The organism is Streptomyces sp. P9(2023) (assembly GCF_032436795.1).
Taxonomy (GTDB): domain Bacteria; phylum Actinomycetota; class Actinomycetes; order Streptomycetales; family Streptomycetaceae; genus Streptomyces.
The window spans coordinates 1-273 of record NZ_JAUPWM010000457.1; the positions used below are offsets into that span (position 1 = coordinate 1).

Consider the following 273-nt stretch of genomic DNA (forward strand, 5'->3'; position numbering starts at 1 on the left):
TACGCTGCGCCGGCTCCCGCGCGAAGGATGGCTTGCGCGCGAGGAGAATCTTCAGGTAAGCCCCGACGATCGCCGGTGAGGCGTATCGAAGCGACCCTCGGCCGGTTCGTGGTCGATCCGAAACATCTTGAACGCTATAGGTCTGTCTGCAGCGACCGCGAATCGAGCCAGCTGCCGATAACGTATCCGCACGTCATGGCCACTCCGCTGCACCTCGCCATGATCGCCTGTGATGCCTTTCCGGTGAACCTGTTCGGCGTCGTGCACACACGC

At 62.6% G+C, this 273-nt stretch carries 1 pseudogene; it reads left to right on the forward strand.

The features are described from left to right. Positions 1-75: 75 nt before the first annotated feature. Positions 76-273 (forward strand): annotated as a pseudogene (locus Q5762_RS38360) (hypothetical protein); the annotation flags it as partial.